This is a genomic window from Micromonospora sp. NPDC049203, from assembly GCF_043197215.1.
Lineage (GTDB): Bacteria > Actinomycetota > Actinomycetes > Mycobacteriales > Micromonosporaceae > Micromonospora.
Window position 1 is genome coordinate 21,746 of the sequence record NZ_JBICSV010000005.1, and the last position, 17,323, is coordinate 39,068.

Sequence of the window (17,323 nt, forward strand, 5' to 3'; positions counted from 1 at the left end):
GGTGCGCAGGGCCGGCGCGGAACCCGCGCCGGCCCTGCGCCGTGCGGTCCGGGCCTACCTGGACCACCTCACCGTCGAACGCGGGCTGTCCGCGAACACGCTCGCCTCGTACCGCCGGGATCTGGACCGCTACCTGGCCACCCTGGCCGCGGCCGGGGTGACCGACCTGGCCGCCGCCGGGCCCGCGCAGGTCGAGGCCCACCTGGCCCGGCTGCGCGCGGGCGACGACGACCACCCGCCGCTCGCCGTCTCGTCCGCCGCCCGCGCCGCCAGCGCGGTACGCGGCCTGCACCGCTTCGCGCTGCGCGAGGGACTCGCCGGCGCCGACCCCAGCCGCGACGTCCGGCCGCCCGCACCGCCGCGCCGGCTGCCCCGGGCGCTGCCGGTCGACGCGGTCCTGCGGCTGCTGGAGGCCGCCGGCCTGCCCGGCGCCACCGGCGACGCCGCCGCCCGCGCGCTGCGCGACCGGGCACTGCTGGAATTCCTGTACGGCACCGGCGCGCGCATCTCCGAGGCGGTCGGCGCGGCGGTCGACGACCTCGACCTGGACGCCGGCACCGTGCTGCTGCGCGGCAAGGGCGGCCGGACCCGGCTGGTCCCGGTCGGCGGGTACGCGGCCGACGCGCTGCGCGCCTGGCTGGTCCGGGGCCGCCCGGCGCTGCTCGCCGCCGGGCGTGGCACCCACGCGGTCTTCGTCAACGCCCGTGGTGGCCCGCTCACCCGGCAGGGCGCCTGGGCGGTGCTGCGCTCCGCTGCCACCCGCGCCGGCCTGCCCGTCGACGGGCGCGACGCGGTCTCCCCGCACACGCTGCGCCACTCGTACGCCACCCACCTGCTCGACGGCGGCGCCGACGTGCGCGTGGTGCAGGAACTGCTCGGCCACGCCTCGGTGACCACCACCCAGGTCTACACGCTGGTGACCGTGGAGCGGCTGCGCGAGGTGTACGCGACAGCGCATCCGCGCGCCCGCTGAGCGCCGACGCGACCGGCCCTGGCTGACGGGCGGCCGACACGCCGACCCGCTACCGAACGCGCTGCTGGCCGGTGGCGTACAGTCGGCATCGGCGCGGGCCTCCAGGTACGACGGACCGGGGGTGCGCAGCGGCGCCGCGAGGGACGTCGGACGGCTCCGACGCCGGGTGGTCGTCGGGAGGGGGCAACGAGGACATGGCAGGCAACGGTGACCGTGCCGAGACCTGGACGTCGGAGCTCCGTGAGCAGCAGGCGACGCTCGGTGCCGATCTCGGCCCCGCCGACCCGGCCGCGTACACCATGCGCAAGCCGATCCCCGAACCCATGCCGACCGACCGGCACGGCCCGGCGCGGATCATCGCGATGGCCAACCAGAAGGGCGGCGTCGGCAAGACCACGACGACCATCAACCTGGGCGCGGCCCTGGCCGAGTACGGCCGCAAGGTGCTCCTCGTCGACTTCGACCCGCAGGGCGCCCTCTCCGTCGGGCTGGGCGTCAACCCGCACAACCTGGACCTGTCGGTCTACAACCTGCTGATGCAGGACGACGTCACCGCCGAGGACGTCCTGATCAAGACCGACGTGGCCGGCCTGCACCTGCTGCCCGCCAACATCGACCTCTCCGCCGCCGAGATCCAGCTGGTGAACGAGGTCGCCCGGGAGATGGCCCTGGCGCGGGTGCTGCGCACCATCCGCAAGGAGTACGACTTCATCCTGATCGACTGCCAGCCCTCGCTGGGCCTGCTGGCGATCAACGCGCTCACCGTCGCGCACGGGGTGCTCATCCCGCTGGAGTGCGAGTTCTTCAGCCTGCGCGGTGTGGCGCTGCTGCTGGACACCATCGACAAGGTGCGCGAGCGGCTCAACTTCGACCTGGAACTCGAAGGCATCCTCGCCACCATGTACGACAGCCGCACCACCCACTGCCGGCAGGTGCTGCAGCGGGTGGTCGAGGCGTTCGGCGACAAGGTCTACCAGACCGTCATCACCAAGACGGTGAAGTTCCCCGAGTCCACGGTGGCCGGCGCCCCGATCACCACCCTCGACCCGGCCTCCTCCGGCGCGCGCAACTACCGGCAGCTGGCCCGGGAGGTCATCGCCGCCCAGGCGGACCGGTAGGGCGTACGCCGGCTGCCCGCCGCGTCGTCTACGGTTTCCCGGTGACCGCACCGCCCCTCGACCCGCCGCACGGCCCCGGTGACGCCGCCGTCGCCGCGGAGCTGGCCGCCGAGGTCGACGGTGTGGTGCCCGACAGCCCGGAGACCGGTGGCTTCACTGTCCGGCTGGACAACTTCACCGGCCCGTTCGACCTGCTGCTCCAGCTGATCAGCAAGCACAAGCTGGACGTCACCGAGGTCGCCCTGCACAAGGTCACCGACGAGTTCATCGCGTACCTGCGGGCCATGGGCGACCAGTGGGACCTGGACGAGACAAGCGAGTTCCTGCTCGTCGCCGCCACCCTGCTGGACCTGAAGGCGGCCCGGCTGCTGCCCTCGGCCGAGGTCGAGGACGAGGAGGACCTGGCGCTGCTGGAGGCGCGGGACCTGTTGTTCGCCCGGCTGTTGCAGTACAAGGCGTACAAGGAGGCCGCCGCGCACATCGCCGAGCTGGAGGCGGTCGGCGGCCGGCGCTACCCGCGGGCGGTCACCCTCGAACCGCGGTACGCCGAGGCGCTGCCCGACCTGGTGCTCGGCATCGGCCCGGAGCGGCTGCGCAAGCTGGCGGTCAAGGCGATGAGCCCGAAACCGGTGCCCGAGGTGTCCATCGCGCACGTGCACATGGTCCGGGTCAGCGTCCGGGAACACGCCGGCATCATCGCCGACCGGCTGCGCCGAGCCGGGGTCGCCACGTTCTCGCTGCTCTGCGCCGACTGCGAGATGACGCTCGAAGTGGTGGCCCGGTTCCTGGCGCTGCTGGAGCTGTACCGGCAGGGCCTGGTGGCGTTCGTGCAGGAGCAGGCGCTGGAGGAGCTGACGGTCCGCTGGACCGGCCCGGCCGACGGTGACGCCGAGCTGACAGTCGACGAGTACGCCGGCACCCCCGAGCCCACGACCACGTCCGTCCCCGCCGCGCCGGCCGACGACGCTGCTGCTCCGGCCGACGATGCTCCGGCCGGCGCCGTCGTGACTGGCGATGCTGCCGTGACTGGCGATGCCGCCGTGCCGGGCGGCGTCGCAGCGCCTACCGCATCCGAGCCCGCCGTGCCCACCGAGGCGGCGGACGAACCAGCACCGACGCAGGAGTGAACGGATGAGCGACCAGGAACGCCGCGACTCCCTGGCCGACCAGGCCGCCGCCTGGGTGCCCCCGTGGGAGCGCCCCACCCCGCCCAAGCCCACCCCGCCCAAGCCCGCCCCGGACGACACCGTCCCGGCCGACACCCACCCTTCGAAACCCGACATCACGGACACCGCATCGAAGCCGTCCATAGATCTTGGAAGCGAGGGGCCTTCAGAGGGGCCGATTCCTTCCAAGATCGCCGCTGCGGTCCCGGCCGTGCCGGATCTTGGTACGGGGGCGCCCTCTGAGGGGCGGGACCGTACCAAGATCTCGGGGGCGAGCGGGGCGAGCGGGGCGAGCGGGGCGAGCGGGGCGAGCGGGGCGGGCGGGACGGCGACCGGGTCCGGGGGCGGTGCGGCGGGCGCTGAGGGGTCCGACGACGATCGCCCGTCGCCTGCGGTCGGCGATCGGCCAGTGGCCGCCCTCGGCGACGACGCCGGGCGGGACGCGGCGCGGCAGGAGGGCGGGGGAGCGGGTGCTGAGGGCGTACCCCCGAAGCGGGGACGGCGGCGAGCCGTGCCGGAACCGCCGCCCGCACCCGTCCTGGACGACGCGGAGCTGCGCGGCGCCCTGGAGGCGATCCTGCTCGTGGTGGACCAGCCGGTCAGCGAGCTGACCCTGGCCGAGGTCCTCGAACAGGCCCCGGAGCGGGTCGGCGCGATGCTCGACGAGATCGCCGCCGGGTACACCGCGGCCGGGCACGGGTTCGACCTGCGCCGGGCGGCGGGTGGCTGGCGTCTCTACACCCGGCCGGAATACGCGACGTACGTGGAACGGTTCGTGCTGGACGGGCAGTCCGTGCGGCTGACCCAGGCCGCGCTGGAGACCCTGGCCGTGGTCGCCTACCGCCAGCCGGTGACCCGTTCCCGCATCTCGGCCATCCGGGGTGTCAACTGCGACGGGGTCCTCCGTACCCTGGTGGGTCGCGGCCTGGTCGAGGAGTGCGGCACCGAAGCGGACAGCGGCGCCTACCTCTACCGGACCACCACCATGTTCCTGGAGAAGCTGGGGCTGAACTCGGTGGACGACCTGCCGCCGCTCGCCCCGTTCCTTCCCGACGACGTAGAAGAGCTTGCCGATGCGACGCGATGACCGTGCCCCGAAGCCCGACGCCCCCGTGTACGAGGGCGCCGAGCGCCTGCAGAAGGTGCTCGCCGCCGCGGGGGTGGGTTCCCGGCGCGCCTGTGAAGACCTGATCTTCCGGCGCCGGGTGACAGTGAACGGGCGGGTGGCGCAGCTCGGCGACAAGGCCGACCCGGCCCGCGACGTGATCGTCGTCGACGGGGAGCGGCTCCAGGCCGACGTCCGCCTGGTCTACGTGGCGATGAACAAGCCGCGCGGGGTGGTCACCACCATGGCTGACGAGAAGGGCCGCACCGAGCTCGCCGACTTCATCGGCGCGCGGCTGGAGCAGCGGGTCTACCACGTCGGGCGGCTCGACGCCGACAGCGAGGGCCTGCTCCTGCTCACGAACGACGGCACCCTCGCCCACAAGCTCATGCACCCGTCGTACGAGGTGCTCAAGACCTACCTCGCCGAGGTCGCCGGGCCGATCCCGCGCAACCTGAGCAAGCGGCTCACCGCCGGCGTCGAGCTGGAGGACGGGCCGGTGAAGGTCCACGGGTTCAAGGTGGTCGACACGCTCGGTAAAACCGCCCAGGTGGAGCTGACCCTGCACGAGGGGCGCAAGCACATCGTCCGGCGCCTGATGGCCGAGGTGGGACACCCGGTGTCCCGTCTGATCCGTACCTCGATCGGTCCGATCAAGCTCGGCGACCTGCGCACCGGGCGGCTGCGGCGGCTGACGAACGCGGAGGTCGCCGCCCTGTTCAAGGCGGTGGGTGACTGACCCGCCGATCGGGGTACCGCTCCCGGTAGGCTTCGACGCGGTCCGCGGGCCGGCACACGCTTGCCCGGCGGGACGCCCGCGCGGCGCGGGCATGATTGACGACAGAACCATCCGCTCAACGGCGCCCGGGAATCGGGCGACCCGCGAGGTACGGGCTGAGGAGGACAACGGTGGAGGAAAACGTACCGGCCGGGCGATGTGTGGTCGCTGTGGACGGGCCGTCCGGTTCGGGGAAGTCCACCGTGTCGCGGCGACTGGCCACGGGCCTGGGCGCCCGCTACCTCGACACCGGCGCCATGTACCGGGCGCTGACCTGGGCGGTCCTGCGCTCCGGGGTGGAACTCACCGACACCGAGTCGGTGGCGAAGGTCGCCGCCGAGGCCGACCTCCGCATCGGCACCGACCCCCAGGGGTACGCCGTGACAGTCGACGGCACCGACGTGTCCACAGCCATCCGCGGCGCCGAGGTGACTCAGGCGGTGTCCGCGGTCGCCGCCGTCGCCGCCGTACGCGAGCTGCTGGTGGACCGGCAGCGGCGGGTGATCGCCGACGCGGGCCGGATCGTGGTCGAAGGCCGGGACATCGGCTCGGTGGTCGCGCCGGACGCGGACCTGAAGGTGTACCTGACCGCCTCCGAGGCGGCGCGCGCGAAGCGCCGCAGCGCCGAGGACGCCGCCGACGTCGCGGCGACCGCCGCCGACCTGGCCCGCCGGGACCGGCTCGACTCGACCCGCACGGTCAACCCGTTGCAGCAGGCCCCCGACGCGGTGGTGCTGGACACCACCGAGCTGGGCATCGACGAGGTAGTGGCACGTCTGCGCGACATGCTCACCGAGCGGGGTGTGGCGTGAGTGACAATGATTTCGGTAGCTGGGTGGAGCTGCGCGAGCCGGAGGCCGACTCCGGTGAGCCGACCGGCCCGCAGCCCGTGGTGGCAGTGGTCGGCCGTCCGAACGTCGGCAAGTCCACGCTGGTCAACCGCATCATCGGCCGCCGGCAGGCGGTCGTGGAGGACATCCCCGGCGTGACCCGGGACCGGGTGCCCTACGACGCGCAGTGGAACGGCCGGGCGTTCACGGTGGTGGACACCGGCGGCTGGGAGCCCGACGCCAAGGACCGGGCCGCGGCCATCGCCGCGCAGGCCGAGACCGCTGTGGCGACCGCCGACGTGGTGCTGTTCGTGGTGGACGCCATGGTCGGCGCGACCGACGTGGACGAGGCAGCGGTGAAGATGCTGCGCCGCAGCGCCAAGCCGGTGATCCTCATCGCGAACAAGGCCGACAACGCCACCATCGAGATGGAGGCGACCTCGCTGTGGTCGCTCGGCCTCGGTGAGCCGTTCCCGATCTCGGCACTGCACGGCCGGGGCTCCGGCGACCTGCTCGACGCGATCATGGACGCGCTGCCCGAGGCGCCGAAGATCGTGGAGGACCGGCCGCGCGGCCCCCGCCGGGTGGCGCTGGTGGGCCGCCCCAACGTCGGCAAGTCCAGCCTGCTCAACCGCTTCTCCGGCGAGGAGCGCGCGGTGGTCGACTCGGTCGCCGGCACCACAGTCGACCCGGTCGACAGCCTGGTCGAGATCGGCGGCGAGACCTGGCAGCTGGTCGACACCGCCGGCCTGCGCAAGCGGGTCGGCAAGGCCAGCGGCACCGAGTACTACGCCAGCCTGCGTACCGCCTCGGCGATCGAGGCGGCCGAGGTCGCCGTGGTGCTGCTCGACTCCAGCGAGGTGATCAGCGAGCAGGACCAGCGGATCCTCACCATGGTCGTCGAGTCCGGCCGGGCGCTGGTCATCGCGTTCAACAAGTGGGACCTGGTCGACGGCGACCGCCGCTACTACCTGGACAAGGAGATCGACCGGGAGCTGCGGCGCATCCCCTGGGCGATCCGGCTGAACCTGTCCGCGAAGACCGGCCGCGCGGTCGACAAGCTCGCGCCCGCGCTGCGCAAGGCGCTGGCGAGCTGGGAGACGCGCATCCCCACCGCGCAGCTCAACCAGTGGCTCACCGCGCTGGTCCAGGCCACCCCGCACCCGGTACGCGGCGGACGCGCGCCGCGCATCCTGTTCGCCACCCAGGCCGGGGCGGCGCCGCCGCGCTTCGTGCTGTTCACCACCGGGCCGCTGGACGCCGGCTACCAGCGCTTCGTCGAGCGCAAGCTCCGCGAGGAGTTCGGCTTCGAGGGCAGCCCGATCGAGATCTCGGTACGCCCGCGCAAGAAGCTCGGCCCCGGCGGCCGGGGCAAGGCCCACGGCTGACGCTTCGGGCGCCGCCGTTTTGCCGCGCCACACCCTCCTAGGATGCTCTAGGGGGTGTGGCGCGCGGCGCGGGAGGGGCCTCTGCGCGCGGTGCGAAGATCCTGCGCTAAGCTGTACCGGCTGCCGCGGGGGAGACCTGGCGGGGGCATCGGGACGTGGCGCAGCTTGGTAGCGCACTTGACTGGGGGTCAAGGGGTCGTCGGTTCGAATCCGGCCGTCCCGACGCAGGTCAGAGGGCTGATCCGGAAAACGGGTTGGCCCTTTCGCCGTTCTTGGGACCAAGATCAGTCAAGTTGGAGCTGGCCTGGCGTTGCTTGACCGTTGGTCAAGCAATGTGGCCAGCCCGTTACCTGCCAAATTGCTCCTTTCGCATCATCTAGGCGGCCCACGACGCGGGCCGCCTCGACGACGCGGGACGTGGGCCGGGCCGATGGGCCTCCTAGGCGCGCGGCAGCGCAAGCCAGTCGTGCCAGGTGATGTCGCGGCCCAGATAACGGGGCTGCTGGAAGGGCCAATCTGCGGCAATCCATTGCGGCACCAGGGCGTCGAGCGCGCGCTCCACCTCGCTGCCGACGAGGTCGTCCACCACCCACCAGGAGACCTCTCCGTCGGAGCCGGTGCGCTCGGGCGGATCGATGTAGACGCAGCCGAAGATCGCCGTCTCCTCGTCGTTCAGCAGCACGTAGTTGAACGACTGGTGCGCGGCTATCTCCTTCTCGTGCCGCAGCAAGTCGATGCGGTCCTCTTCATGGGTCATCGTCTCCTCGGGCCAACCCCAGGCCGGGCCGAAGATCTCCCACAAGCGCTCTCGAGAGCCCATCACGGCGGGGTAGTCGATCGCGGTGTCCGACTCGCGGATCGGCCGTAGGTGAAGCGCGGTGTTGGGCACGGGTACGTAGACGGGGTGGACGAAATCCTCAGGCAGCCAACTCATAGGGGCTGAGGCTACAACCGGCCGATGCGGGATGATCCAGGCGCCTTGCCGTGGCGGCCGGTGTGGCGAGGCAGGACAAGCCGGGCCGTCGCCGTGTGCCTTGCGGCCGGGTCCGCATTTCCTCAATCGCACGCTGCGGTCGCCGAGGGGGTCGGCGATCTGGGGACCCGATGGGGACCTCACGGTGTGCGCGATAGTGGCCGGGATGCCGTCGACTGCACGGCCTGACCGTGGAGACAGTGTGCGTGACGTGCGTGGACGTGTGGCGAGTCGTCCTGGGGGTCAAGGGGTCGTCGGTTCGAATCCGGCCGTCCCGACAGGAAAAAAAGCCCTGACCAGCGAGAATGCTGGTCAGGGCTTTCGCTTTCATCTATGAAGCTTTGAACCGCCCCCCCGAAACCCCCCATTTACGAGGTACGGCAACCAAGTTCGTCATCGGTGTGCATCGTTGTGTGCTGCTGGTGGCTGCGGCCCGTTCGGGCTGGTGCCGAGTCGCTCGAGGATGTCGGACACGTCCGGGGCTTGGACGGGCTTGGCGACGTAGTAGGTCTCGGTGACTTCCTCGCTGGAGTGCCCAAGCTGGGCTGCGGCGCTCTTGGTGTCGGTCTCCTCCTTGATCAGGGTGGCCACGGTCTTGCGGAAGGTGTGCGGGGTGACCCAGTCGAGGTCGGCGCGCGTGGCTGGTCCGGTCATGACCACGCACCCGGGTCCTGCGGGCAGGCAGCGTCAGGCCAGGTCCGCTACGTCGGTCTGATCCCGTGAGCGTTCCGTGCCGTTGTGGACCGTCTGCTGCGGGCGGTGTTCACTCGGGTGCGGTGACGAGGATGTCGCCGCCGCCGGAGTGGACACCGATCCTGTGCGCGGAGGCAGCGTCGGTGGGGATCTCGACGGTGGTTGTGCCGCCGGAGCCCTGCGCGTCGATGCTGTAGCGGTCGCGGGGTAGCCGGAGCGTGACGTCACCACCGCTACTGTCCACGCGGACGGACTCGGGCGGCTTGGTGAACGTGAGCTGGATGGCGCCGCCGCCGGTCCGGGCCGTGATGGTGGCCGGGGTGATTCCGCTCGCGTCGACCGCTCCGCCGCCGGACGTCAGGTTCAGCTCGCCGGACAGGCCGGTGACGGAGATGGTGCCGCCGGCACTGTCAAGCGTGGCCTTGAACGTGGCCGGCACCTCGAGGTGGTAGTCGACGCTGCAGCTGCCTGGGTGGCCCGCGCAGCCCGACGTAAACGTGAGATCCGACCCAACGACGTTGTGCTGCGGTACTGGTTTCGCGCCGGTGTACCGGATGGTCTCGGTGACGTGCACGGTGCCGCCGGAGCCGGCCGTGACGGTGATCCGGCCGCCGAGGCTGCTGACGGCGAGGGCGTCAACCTTGTCGGTGAGGTCGTACGCGCGGGTCTCGGTCTGCTGCTGCTCGTCGCAGGCGGCCAGCGGTACGAGCGCCATGGCTAGACAGGCAAGTGCGGTGATGCGGGTGCGCACAAGGTGGCCTTTCCAGAGGGTCAGGGGAGCAGGAGGCCCCAGTACAGGGCCCAGGGGAGGAAGAGGACGCCGGCCACGAGCAGGAAGCCTTGGCGCAGACGGTCGACGGTGGAAGTACGCCATGCGTGGATCGTCACGGCGGTGGTGATGACGGTTAGGAGCGCGACGGCCTGGAGCGCCAGCCAGAACACGGGTCGACCACCCACCATCGGGCCCGGTGAGATGCCCTTCCAGTTTGCGCTGTCGGCCACGGTGACGAAGTATGCGACGAAGCCGATGACCGCAGTGGCACCCGCGGCGGCGAGGAGCCGGGCGGGACGAGCGGCGGTTACCGCACGGCGGGGCACTCGCCGGACAAGAGCGACGATCGGGTAGGACAGGAAGCCGGTCAGGAGCACGGCGAGGGCGATGAGCTGCGCGGGCCAGGACTCCCACCATGCCGAGGGGGTCAGTGCGACGCTGTTCGCCTGCTGCGCCGGGGGCTGATCGACGTGCGGCGGCGGAATGGTGCCGGCGCCGACCGCGCGGATCCAGTCGCCGACGATCTCCGGGTACGACGGGAACAGTTCGTTGGTGAACATGCCGGTGTCGTCGAGGACTCGCAAGGTGTGTCCTGCGCTGGGGATGAACCGGACGGTCAGCGGTGAGCGGATCGTCTGGCGCAACACAGCGACGCTCTCGGCGGGCGGCACTTGCGTGTCGGCCGTTCCGTACACGGCGAGGACCGGCTGCGTGACGGCGGACAGCGCCGGCCGTGGCTCATAGTCGGCCTCGGCGAACAGTCCTGCGTCGTCCGCGAGCCGGTAGAACTTGTTAGACAGCGTGTCGGTGAGCGCGCCGGAGACCCCGGCACCAGCCAGCTTGTTGCGCATGTTCCAGTTCTGGACGCGCACCGGTGGCAGGGCCGGGGCGGAGGCGAGGACGAGGAAGGCGATGTCCTTCGATCGGCTCGCGGCGATGGGCATGACCCAGCCGCCCTCGCTGATCCCCCAGAGCCCGACGGCGTTCGGCTTCACCCCAGGTTGCTTTCGCAGGACGCCGACCGCGGCGACGACGTCGTCGGCGAGCAGCGAGTACACCGGGTTGTCGAGCGGGCGTTTGTCGTACGCGAGAACGGCGATCCCCTGTCGCGCGAAGGCGATCGCCTCCGGGGTGACGCTTGACCGCTTGCCGTTGCCGGAGCCGTGCACCAGCACCAGTCCGGGCAGCGGGCCGGACGCGGCGCGAGGCGCGAAGACCGTACCGGCAAGGGTCTTTCCGTCGGCCGTAGGAATTCCGACGTCGGTCGTGGTCAGGTCGGCCGGGACCGGAGCCGGCGGTGGGGCGGCGGCTGACGGTACGCCGGTCAGTGCGATGGCGACGAACAGCAGGCTCAGGATTCGGACAGTGCGTGCGATCACCGGACGATCATCGAAGAACCGGCGTACGCAGCCATCGCCGCAGCGAACGGACCTACCTGGGTCGCGCGAGCGGTTCTGGTCTCACTCCACAGAGGGAGGCGGATCGCCGGCGACGACGAGACCGGACTCGTACGCGGCCACGACCGCCTGTGCCCGGTCCCGCAGGCCGAGCTTGGCGAGCACACTGCTGACATGCGTCTTGACGGTGTGCTCGCTGACCACCAGTCCGGCCGCGATCTCGGCATTGGTCAGTCCCCGGCCGAGGAGCTGCAGCGTCTCGCGCTCCCGCGGGGTGAGCCGGTCCAGGCCGGTCCAGGAGTTGGGCGGCGGCGCCGGCCTGCGGACCGCCGTCTCGATCAGCCGAGTGGTGAGCGCTGGGGCGAGCAGCGACTCACCAGCGGCGACGACCCGGACCGCGTGGACCAGTTCGGCGCGGCGGACGTCCTTGAGCAGGAAGCCGCTCGCTCCGGCGCGCAGCGCGTCGTACATGTAGTCGTCCTGCCCGAATGTCGTCAGCATGAGCACCCGTACGGGTGCGCCGCTCAGCCGCTGGGCGGCCTCGATGCCGTCCATCCCCGGCATTTGGATGTCGAGCACCAGGACGTCGGGGGTGTGCTCGTGAACGGCGGCCACCGCCTCGGCGCCGTCAGCGGCCTCGGCGACGACCTCCATGTCGGGCTCGGCGTCGAGGATCGCCGCGAAGGCGCCCCGCACGAGCTCCTGGTCGTCGGCGACCACGATGCGGATGCTCATCGCGCGACCTCCGCCGCCGCGCCGGGCAACCTCGCCTGCACCTGGAAGCCCTTGCCGCCGGGCACCGGGCCGACCGACGCGGACCCACCGCAGGACGCGGCGCGTTCCCGCATGCCGATGAGCCCCTGTCCTCGGCCGTCGGTCTGGGGCCCTCGGCCGTCGTCGGCCACGGTGATGACGAGTTCGCCGTCACGCCAGTCGAGCGTCACCGTCACCGTCTTCGCCTCCGCGTGTTTGAGCACGTTGGTCAGCGCCTCCTGGACGATCCGATACGCCGCGACCTCGGCGTCGGGCGTTACGGTACCGGGCCGTCCGGAGACGATCAGCGTGACCGACGTGGAGCCGACCCGGGAGACCGTGTCGACGAGGCCCGGGATCCCAGCGAGCGTCGGCTGCGGGGTGCGCGCGCTCTCGCCACCGGCGTCAAGGACGCCGAGGATCCGGCGCAACTGGGCCATGGCGTCCCGGCCCGCCGTGGCAATCGCCTCGAACGCTGCCTCTGTACGAGCAGGGCCGTGCTTCATCGCCACCGGCCCTGCCTCCGCCTGCGCGATCGTGATGCTCACCGCGTGGGCCAGGATGTCGTGCATGTTCCGCGCGATCCGGGACCGTTCCCGCTCGGCCTCCAGTTCCCGCTCGCGTTCGAGGTGCCGGGCGCGCTCCTGAAGCGTCCGTACGTACTCCTGTCGGTTCGACCAAGCGCGGCCCATCGCATACGCGGTCGTCCACAGCAGCGCTCCCCGGGCAGCGGTCTCGAACGAGCCGGTGAGAATGAACGCACCCGACGCGATGATCACGACGGCGCTGACCCGTTGCCAGCGGGGCGCTTGCGCGGCGACAGTGAACATGGCGATCAGCGCTCCATACCAGAGGGGCTGGCGCGGCCCGTCCGGGACGAACGTGTACGCGGCGGCGGCAAGCTCGCTCACCATGAGGACGGCGAACGGTGCCCTCCGCCGCCAGATCACCGGCAGCGACACGGCAACACAGATGAAGTACGCGGCGATCGGCCAATCTCGGCCGCCGGACACGAACGGGGCAAGCTGGGCGACCAACGCGACAACCACCAGCCCGGCGTCCACCGCTATCGGCGGCAGCCCGCCCGCCCGCCGTACCACTCGTTCGTACATGATCCGATTCTGACGTACGGCCAGCGTCGAAACACTCGGCGGTGCATCGCACGTCAGACGTCAGCTGATACACACGGATACTTCAAGGCCGCGGTCGCCATCCTGCCGCACGGCAGCACTGGGATCAGCGCTCGGCTTGGCTGAAACGAAGTTCAGAAGGCTGGTCCGAAACATGGGGCTGGCCTTGCTTGCTTCCTGGGGACCACGCCGGTCAAGTGCGCCGTCCGGTAGCGCTCCTTGACCGCTGGTCAAGCTTCAGCGGCCGGCTGAACGCGACTACCGCCGGGCCGGCAGAACTCTGGCCACCGCCGCCGCTGGCATCGCTCATCCCCACAACATCGGAGCTCTCCAGCTGAACCAACCGGACCCCGGCCCCCGTCGGTCAGGGATTCGAGACGTCCTTCAGGTCCTCAAGACGGCCCGAAACGGGCCCCACGCCCCGGCCGCCTGAGGATGAGGCCTGGGGTAGTCAACGCGGGACGGCCACTGTGGTTTGGAAGTCTGCGCCGTCGCGGAGCCGGGCTATGAGGTCCAGCACGGCGGCGGGTCCGCCGTGAGCGCTGGTCCAGCGACTCACCACGCAGGCCGCGTGTAGGTACGGTCGGTCCACGCCGCCCGCGGTCATGGCTCGCCAATCCGAGTCGACGATCGGCGAGGCCTGCTCGTACGGCAGGCGGCACCGGTCCCCCTCAGAGGAGGGCTTCAGATAGCGGGAGTCGTCGGAGATGAGTACGGCCAGCCCTTCGTCGAACCAATGCGGCACTTTGCCTCGGGCCGACCCGAGGCGCTCGTGGAACTCGACGTGCGACAGCTCGTGGGTCGCGATGGTTTCGTTTGCCCCGACTGGTGACAGCATGAGGGACCAGTTGCGGATCGCCTGTCCTTTCTCCCCGCCTCCGCCGAGCCGCCGGTAGCAGGCTGGGGCGGCGCAGATCAATACCCTGGGATGGCTCATCCGGGTGCCGTAAAAGCGGGTGATCCGTTCGTCGTCCGGGTCGGTGTAGATGCTGCCGTCGAGTGCGGAAAGTCCATAGCACTGTGGACAGGCAGTCGCCGCGACGGCGGGAGCGACCAGGGCAACTGTCCCGACAGCGACTCCGATGAGGGCGACCACGGCCAGCGCCACGATCCATCTACGCCTTGGCATGCCGGCATGGTGGCCCTCCGAACTGACGACTGGAGGTGGCACTCGTCCGGTGGGCGTGAGGTCGCCAAGCGCGTCAGCGCCCGGGGGACCGGGTGGGGACCACATGTCGTGCGGGATGGTCGACGGCATGCCGTCGACTACACGGCCTGGTCTTGGGATGGCGTGCGTGACGTGCGGGAATGCTTAGCGAATCGTTCGGCCCAGCCCGGGAAGGCGGCGCGGGCGGCCGTGACGGCGCGGTCGACGTCGGCCGCCGTGCCTGCCGGCACGCTCGCCAGCACCTCCTCGGTCGCCGGGTTGTGCACCGCGATGGTCTGCCCGCAGGAGGGGACGACCCACGCTCCGTCGAGATAGATGTCGGATAGTGCGAGATCCATCGCGCACCTCACGGTGGTCGAAAACTATCGCTGCAAGTTTCTACTCTAGTGCCCCGGATCGGCTGGCGGGAGGGGTGGTAGCGGCCCGACGTGCTCCTCGTAGGTGCGGGAGAGCCCATGGATGAGCGCGTCGAGGCCGAGCGCGAAGGCGCCCTCGTCCACCCGTTGCTGATGCTCGGCGAGCCGGTGCGCCTGGGTCAGGTGCGGATACCGCTCCCCGTACAACCCCGGGTCCTCGACGAAGCCACGGGCGAACGATCCGAGCGCGGAGCCCGCCACGAAGTAGCGCATCAGCGCCCCGATGTGCGTCGCGCGCGCGGGCGGCCAGCCGGCAGCGACGAGCCCGCCGTAGACCGCGTCGGCCATCGCCAGCGCCGCCGGCCGCCGGCCCGGCCCGCGGGCCAGGTACGGGACGATGTTCGGGTGTGCGGCCAGTGCCGCCCGATACGAGTGCCCCCACCGGCGCAGCGCCTCGCGCCAGTCGAGGTGCCCGAAGAAGGAGACGTCCACCTGGGCGGTGACGCTGTCGGCCACCGCGTCGAGAATCTCGTCCTTGGTGGCGAAGTGGTTGTAGAGCGAGGGCCCGCGTACGCCGAGTTCGGCAGCGAGCCGGCGGGTGGAGAACGCCTCCAGCCCGTCCGCGTCGATCAGCGCGGCGGCGGCATCGACGATCCGCTGCCGGCTGAGCAGCGCCTGCCTCGGCCGGGGCATCCGCGCCTCCCTCGCTCACTCGTCGGTCCGCGGCAACTCTGCCACAGCCGGGTCTGGACGTACTTAAACTTTCAGCGCTAGTTTATGCCGCATGGACCTTGAGCTCTCCGCGGAGCAGGCGGCGGTTCGTCAGCTCGCCGCCGAGTTCGTCGACCGTGAGGTTGTCCCGCACGCCGCGGCCTGGGACCGGCGCGAGTCGGTCGACCCGGAGATCGTGGACAAGCTCGGCCGGCTGGGCTTCCTCGGGCTGACCATCCCCGAGGAAGACGGCGGGTCCGGCGGCGACCACCTCTCCTACTGCCTGGTGCTGGAAGAGCTCGGCCGGGGCGACTCCGCCGTCCGGGGCATCGTCTCGGTGTCGCTCGGGCTGGTCGCCAAGGCCATCGCCGCGCACGGGTCCGCCGCGCAGCGGGCCGAGTGGCTGCCCCGGCTCTGCGCCGGCACCGCGCTCGGCTGCTTCGCCCTGACCGAACCGGACAGCGGCTCGGACGCGGCCGCGCTGACCACCCGGGCGACCCGCGACGGCGGCGACTGGCTGATCACCGGCGCGAAGACGTTCATCACCAACGGCACCGTGGCCGACGTGGTCCTGCTCTTCGCCCGCACCGGCGGACCCGGACACCGGGGCATCAGTGCGTTCCTGGTGCCCACCAACGTCGCCGGGCTCACCCGGAGGGAGATCCACGGCAAGCTCGGGCTGCGCGGGCAGGCAACCGGTGAGCTGTGCTTCGACGCCGTCCGGGTGCCCGACTCGGCGCGCCTCGGCCCGGCCGGCGGCGGGTTCCGGCTGGCCCTGGCCACCCTGGCCAAGGGCCGGATGTCGGTGGCCGCCGGCTGCGTCGGCATCGCCCAGGGCTGCCTCGACGCGGCGGTCGGCTACGCCGGGCAGCGCACCCAGTTCGGCAAGCCGATCGCCGGGCACCAGCTGGTGCAGCAGTTGCTCGCCGCCATTGCCGTGGACACCGCCGCCGCACGGCTGCTGGTGTGGCGGGTGGCCGACCTCGTGGACCGGGGCGAGGCGTTCGCCACCGAGGCCTCGATGGCCAAGCTCTTCGCCAGCGAGGCAGCGGTCCGGGCGGCCAACAACGCCGTCCAGGTCTTCGGCGGGTACGGCTACATCGACGAGTACCCGGTCGGCAAGTACCTGCGCGACGCCCGGGTCGCCACCCTCTACGAGGGCACCAGCCAGATCCAGCAGCTGCTCATCGGGCGTGCGCTCACCGGCGTCAACGCCTTCTAGCAAAGGGGAGAACCGTGACCAGATTCGCCGACCGGGTGGCCGTCGTCACCGGCGCCGGGCAGGGCATCGGCGCGGCGACCGCGCACCGGCTGGCCGCCGAGGGCGCCGCCGTCGCCGTGGTCGACCTCGACGAGGAGCGCAGCCGGGCGGTCGCCGACGAGATCACCGCGGCCGGCGGCCGGGCCGTCGGCATCGGCTGCGACGTGACCGACCCCGCGGCGGTGGCCGCGATGACCGACCGGGTGGTGCAGGCGTACGGCGGGTTGCACGTGCTGGTGAACAACGCCGGCATCACCCGCGACGACCTGCTGTTCAAGATGCCCCTGCCGCACTGGGAGGCGGTGCTGACCACCAACCTGACCAGCATGTTCCTCTGCTGCCAGGCCGCCCAACAGCACATGGTCGCGGCCCGCTACGGCCGGATCGTCAACCTCAGCAGCCGCTCCGCCCTCGGCAACCGGGGCCAGGTCAACTACGCGGCGGCCAAGGCGGGGGTGCAGGGCCTGACGGCCACCCTCGCCATCGAACTCGGCCCGTACAACGTCACGGTCAACGCCGTCGCCCCGGGCTACGTGGCCACCGCGATGACCGCCGCCACCGCGCAGCGGGTCGGCAGCAGCCCGGAGGAGCATCAGCGGACGGTCGCCGAGCACACCCCGCTGCGCCGGGTCGCCCAGCCGACCGAGATCGCTTCGGTGATCGCCTTCCTGGCCAGCGACGACGCGTCGTACGTCAGCGGACAGACCCTGTACGTCAACGGCGGCGCGCGCTGAGGCGCGCCGGCGGACCA

General features: G+C 71.5%; 18 protein-coding genes and 1 tRNA gene. 10 read left to right on the top strand and 9 right to left on the bottom strand.

Annotated elements, in window-relative coordinates:
* The first annotated feature begins 1 nt into the window (after position 1).
* The 8 genes from ACGFIA_RS15425 to ACGFIA_RS15460 all read left to right on the top strand — a co-directional run bounded on the left by ACGFIA_RS15425 (position 2) and on the right by ACGFIA_RS15460 (position 7,581).
* Positions 2 to 973, top strand: coding sequence for a tyrosine recombinase (locus ACGFIA_RS15425; protein WP_357472875.1), 972 nt, complete (start codon positions 2 to 4; stop codon positions 971 to 973).
* A 194-nt stretch (positions 974 to 1,167) separates the two neighbouring features.
* Positions 1,168 to 2,091, top strand: a complete 924-nt coding sequence (locus tag ACGFIA_RS15430; protein ID WP_013285595.1) for a ParA family protein — start codon at positions 1,168 to 1,170, stop codon at positions 2,089 to 2,091.
* Between the two features lie 41 nt (positions 2,092 to 2,132).
* Positions 2,133 to 3,218, top strand: coding sequence for a segregation and condensation protein A (locus tag ACGFIA_RS15435; protein ID WP_393260498.1), 1,086 nt, complete (start codon positions 2,133 to 2,135; stop codon positions 3,216 to 3,218).
* A gap of 217 nt (positions 3,219 to 3,435) precedes the next feature.
* On the top strand, positions 3,436 to 4,344 hold the full coding sequence (gene scpB / locus ACGFIA_RS15440; RefSeq protein WP_393260895.1) for an SMC-Scp complex subunit ScpB: 909 nt from the start codon (positions 3,436 to 3,438) through the stop codon (positions 4,342 to 4,344).
* Entirely contained in the window at positions 4,331 to 5,101 is a 771-nt protein-coding gene (locus tag ACGFIA_RS15445) for a pseudouridine synthase (protein ID WP_357388320.1), read from the top strand. Before scpB ends, ACGFIA_RS15445 begins: the two co-directional genes overlap by 14 nt.
* Before the next feature lie 170 nt (positions 5,102 to 5,271).
* Positions 5,272 to 5,952 carry a (d)CMP kinase gene (cmk, locus tag ACGFIA_RS15450; protein ID WP_357388322.1) on the top strand — a complete coding sequence of 227 codons (681 nt, stop codon included), beginning with the start codon at positions 5,272 to 5,274 and terminating at the stop codon, positions 5,950 to 5,952.
* 23 nt (positions 5,953 to 5,975) lie between these two features.
* Positions 5,976 to 7,358: a ribosome biogenesis GTPase Der gene (gene der, locus ACGFIA_RS15455; protein WP_357388406.1), complete on the top strand. Its 1,383-nt coding sequence runs from the start codon at positions 5,976 to 5,978 to the stop codon at positions 7,356 to 7,358.
* A gap of 149 nt (positions 7,359 to 7,507) precedes the next feature.
* Positions 7,508 to 7,581 (top strand) — tRNA-Pro (locus ACGFIA_RS15460).
* A gap of 216 nt (positions 7,582 to 7,797) precedes the next feature.
* Here the strand turns inward: ACGFIA_RS15460 and ACGFIA_RS15465 are convergent.
* The 9 genes from ACGFIA_RS15465 to ACGFIA_RS15505 form a co-directional block, all read right to left on the bottom strand.
* On the bottom strand, positions 7,798 to 8,292 hold the full coding sequence (locus tag ACGFIA_RS15465; protein WP_355015273.1) for an N-acetyltransferase: 495 nt from the start codon (positions 8,290 to 8,292) through the stop codon (positions 7,798 to 7,800).
* A 432-nt stretch (positions 8,293 to 8,724) separates the two neighbouring features.
* Positions 8,725 to 8,985, bottom strand: coding sequence for a tyrosine-type recombinase/integrase (locus ACGFIA_RS15470; protein WP_357384671.1), 261 nt, complete (start codon positions 8,983 to 8,985; stop codon positions 8,725 to 8,727).
* Positions 8,986 to 9,094: 109 nt separating this feature from the next.
* A complete protein-coding gene (locus ACGFIA_RS15475) occupies positions 9,095 to 9,775 on the bottom strand; it encodes a DUF4097 family beta strand repeat-containing protein (RefSeq protein WP_357472882.1) in 681 nt (226 codons plus the stop codon).
* 20 nt (positions 9,776 to 9,795) lie between these two features.
* Complete coding sequence (locus ACGFIA_RS15480) at positions 9,796 to 11,175, bottom strand: prolyl oligopeptidase family serine peptidase (protein ID WP_357472885.1); 1,380 nt, start codon at positions 11,173 to 11,175, stop codon at positions 9,796 to 9,798.
* 81 nt (positions 11,176 to 11,256) lie between these two features.
* Complete coding sequence (locus ACGFIA_RS15485) at positions 11,257 to 11,928, bottom strand: response regulator (protein ID WP_393260504.1); 672 nt, start codon at positions 11,926 to 11,928, stop codon at positions 11,257 to 11,259.
* A complete protein-coding gene (locus ACGFIA_RS15490) occupies positions 11,925 to 13,058 on the bottom strand; it encodes a histidine kinase (protein ID WP_357384679.1) in 1,134 nt (377 codons plus the stop codon). Before ACGFIA_RS15490 ends, ACGFIA_RS15485 begins: the two co-directional genes overlap by 4 nt.
* 469 nt (positions 13,059 to 13,527) lie before the next feature.
* Positions 13,528 to 14,184 carry a hypothetical protein gene (locus tag ACGFIA_RS15495; RefSeq protein WP_393260507.1) on the bottom strand — a complete coding sequence of 219 codons (657 nt, stop codon included), beginning with the start codon at positions 14,182 to 14,184 and terminating at the stop codon, positions 13,528 to 13,530.
* Between the two features lie 158 nt (positions 14,185 to 14,342).
* A complete protein-coding gene (locus ACGFIA_RS15500) occupies positions 14,343 to 14,582 on the bottom strand; it encodes an aldehyde dehydrogenase family protein (RefSeq protein ID WP_357384683.1) in 240 nt (79 codons plus the stop codon).
* 45 nt (positions 14,583 to 14,627) lie between these two features.
* A complete protein-coding gene (locus tag ACGFIA_RS15505) occupies positions 14,628 to 15,293 on the bottom strand; it encodes a TetR/AcrR family transcriptional regulator (RefSeq protein WP_393260510.1) in 666 nt (221 codons plus the stop codon).
* Between the two features lie 91 nt (positions 15,294 to 15,384).
* Between ACGFIA_RS15505 and ACGFIA_RS15510 the strand changes: the two genes are divergently transcribed.
* Both ACGFIA_RS15510 and ACGFIA_RS15515 read left to right on the top strand, forming a co-directional pair.
* A complete protein-coding gene (locus ACGFIA_RS15510) occupies positions 15,385 to 16,533 on the top strand; it encodes an acyl-CoA dehydrogenase family protein (protein WP_393260513.1) in 1,149 nt (382 codons plus the stop codon).
* 14 nt (positions 16,534 to 16,547) lie between these two features.
* Positions 16,548 to 17,306: an SDR family NAD(P)-dependent oxidoreductase gene (locus ACGFIA_RS15515; RefSeq protein WP_116507002.1), complete on the top strand. Its 759-nt coding sequence runs from the start codon at positions 16,548 to 16,550 to the stop codon at positions 17,304 to 17,306.
* Positions 17,307 to 17,323: the final 17 nt, after the last annotated feature.

Excerpts from the sequence above, each read along its gene's own strand:
- ACGFIA_RS15430 (WP_013285595.1), top strand. The coding sequence starts at position 1,168 with ATGGCAGGCAACGGTGACCGTGCCGAGACCTGGACGTCGGAGCTCCGT.
- ACGFIA_RS15445 (WP_357388320.1), top strand. The coding sequence starts at position 4,331 with ATGCGACGCGATGACCGTGCCCCGAAGCCCGACGCCCCCGTGTACGAG.
- ACGFIA_RS15465 (WP_355015273.1), bottom strand. The coding sequence starts at position 8,292 with ATGAGTTGGCTGCCTGAGGATTTCGTCCACCCCGTCTACGTACCCGTG.
- ACGFIA_RS15470 (WP_357384671.1), bottom strand. The coding sequence starts at position 8,985 with ATGACCGGACCAGCCACGCGCGCCGACCTCGACTGGGTCACCCCGCAC.
- ACGFIA_RS15485 (WP_393260504.1), bottom strand. The coding sequence starts at position 11,928 with ATGAGCATCCGCATCGTGGTCGCCGACGACCAGGAGCTCGTGCGGGGC.
- ACGFIA_RS15490 (WP_357384679.1), bottom strand. The coding sequence starts at position 13,058 with ATGTACGAACGAGTGGTACGGCGGGCGGGCGGGCTGCCGCCGATAGCG.
- ACGFIA_RS15500 (WP_357384683.1), bottom strand. The coding sequence starts at position 14,582 with ATGGATCTCGCACTATCCGACATCTATCTCGACGGAGCGTGGGTCGTC.
- ACGFIA_RS15505 (WP_393260510.1), bottom strand. The coding sequence starts at position 15,293 with ATGCCCCGGCCGAGGCAGGCGCTGCTCAGCCGGCAGCGGATCGTCGAT.
- ACGFIA_RS15510 (WP_393260513.1), top strand. The coding sequence starts at position 15,385 with ATGGACCTTGAGCTCTCCGCGGAGCAGGCGGCGGTTCGTCAGCTCGCC.